Origin of the sequence: Actinomadura livida (assembly GCF_014648675.1) — a bacterium.
In the GTDB taxonomy this organism is placed as follows: Bacteria; Actinomycetota; Actinomycetes; order Streptosporangiales; family Streptosporangiaceae; genus Spirillospora; species Spirillospora livida.
On the sequence record NZ_BMRO01000004.1, the window covers coordinates 51,989 to 53,932 of the forward strand.

Sequence of the window (1,944 nt, forward strand, 5' to 3'; positions counted from 1 at the left end):
AAGTCAACGGGGTGGCGGGCCGTTCTCGGGCGGGTGCTGGTTGCGGCGGCTGCCGGCGGGCGGGATCACCAGGCGGACCTCCGTGCCGCCGCCGTTGGCCGAGCCGATGGTGAGCTGGGCGCCGATGAGCATCGCGCGCTCCTGCATGCCGCGGATGCCGGTGCCGGTCTTCGTCGGAGGGCCCGAGCCGTCGTCCACGACCCGCAGGATCACCCGGCCGTCCTCGTCCTGCGTCAGCGACAGCTCCGCGTTCTTCGCGCCGGAATGCCGCCACACGTTGGTCAGGCCCTCCTGCGCGATCCGGTAGATCACGAGCTCGGCGTCGCCGCCGAGGTCCTCCAGGCCGGTCTGGACGCGGCGGGTCACGCGCGGCCCGCCCGTCTCGGAGTAGTCCCCGACGAGGGACGTGAGCGCGCTGGTCAGGCCGAGATCGTCCAGGACGCCGGGACGCAGCCGGTGCGCGACGCGGCGCACCTCGTCCAGGCTCGACCGGACGGTCTCCTGCACGCCCCGCAGGTCCTCCGCGACCTCCTCCGGCGCCCTGCTCACCACCGACTTCAGTTCGAGCAGCACGACGGTGAGGCTCTGCCCGATCTCGTCGTGCAGCTCCTGGGCGATGCGGCGGCGCTCGGCCTCCTGCGCGTCCAGCACCACGGCGGTGCTGGTGCTGCGGTCGGCCTCCAGGCGGTCGAGCATCGCGTTGAACTGGTCGACCAGCCGGAACAGGTCCCGGTTCGGGGTGGTCGCGAGCCGGTCGCCCGAGCGGAGCGAGTCCATCCGCGCCATCAGGGTCGTGAGCCCGGCCAGCGGCGCGAGGCTGACGCGCAGCAGCAGCGCGTTCGCCGCCACCATGACCGCCAGGCCCACCGCCAGGATCGCCAGCTCGCTCAGCAGGATCCGGGACGAGACCGTGAGCGGCGTCAGCGCCAGGGCGGCTATGCCGATCACGAAGATCAGGCCGTTGATGCCGAGGATGCGCCAGAACAGGGCCGACACCGGCGTCCTCGGGCGGCGCGGCTGGTGCTCGGACTCCGGCTCGGTGTCAGGGTGCCCGGCGGCCGGCTCCGCCGCCGGTCCGGTGCTGCTCGCGGTCATGGCACCACGTCATCGCACGAGACCCGCCGTTGTCCATGCATGAGATCCCCAATCAGGTGCGATACCCATACGGCTCAGTTCCGTCTGCATGGTCAGCACCCACCTCAATGAGCACTGGGCCCAATGGTGACGGGGGGTTTCACCACCGATGGTGGAAGGTGAGGATACCGGCGGCGCTGAGTGAGGAGGTCGGGGTGGAGCGGACGGAGATCCTGGCCGCCCCGGCGGCCTTCCTGATCGTCCTCGGACTGCTCATGGCCGTGGGGGTCGCCTACGGCCTCCGGAGGGTCGGGGCGTCCGAGCGCCTCGTCGTCCGGCGGTTCGGCCGCACGGTCGGCGTGCGGCAGCCCGGCCTGCGGTTCCTCGTCCCCTTCGTGGACACCGGCGTGCGCGTTCCGATGGGCGCGCAGCCGTACGACATCTGGTTCAGGGCCACCACGAGGGACGGCGTGCACGTCCGTGTCAAGGCGACCGCGGTGATGGGGGCCGACGACCCCGTCACGTACGCGGCCGCCGCGGACGCGCCGTCCTCCGCCGCGCAGACGGTCACCGAGGTGGCGCTGCGCGACGCGGTGGCGGACCGGGACCTGGCGGACCTGCCGTCCCTCATGGCGACCGGGGACGACGAGCTGGTCCGGCGCGTCGACGAGGCGGTACGGCCCTGGGGGGTTGCCGCGAGCCTCGTCTCCATCACCGACGCGATGGTCCCGGTCCGCCCCGAGCTTCCGCTGTGCCGCTGCGACACGGCCGCCGCCCCCTCCGGCTGAACACGCGCCCCTCTGAACGGCTGAGGCCCCCGCCGGCCGGCGGGGGCCTCAGCCGCTCGTGGGCCGGGGCTCAGAAGCCGCC

At 73.1% G+C, this 1,944-nt stretch carries 2 protein-coding genes; one reads left to right on the forward strand and one right to left on the reverse strand.

Annotated elements, in window-relative coordinates:
* Window positions 1–3: 3 nt before the first annotated feature.
* Complete coding sequence (locus tag IEZ03_RS10040; RefSeq protein ID WP_184888881.1) at window positions 4–1,095, reverse strand: sensor histidine kinase; 1,092 nt, start codon at window positions 1,093–1,095, stop codon at window positions 4–6.
* A gap of 194 nt (window positions 1,096–1,289) precedes the next feature.
* On the opposite strand from IEZ03_RS10040, the gene IEZ03_RS10045 reads away from it, so the two are divergent.
* A complete protein-coding gene (locus IEZ03_RS10045; RefSeq protein ID WP_184888879.1) occupies window positions 1,290–1,862 on the forward strand; it encodes an SPFH domain-containing protein in 573 nt (190 codons plus the stop codon).
* Window positions 1,863–1,944 lie beyond the last annotated feature (82 nt).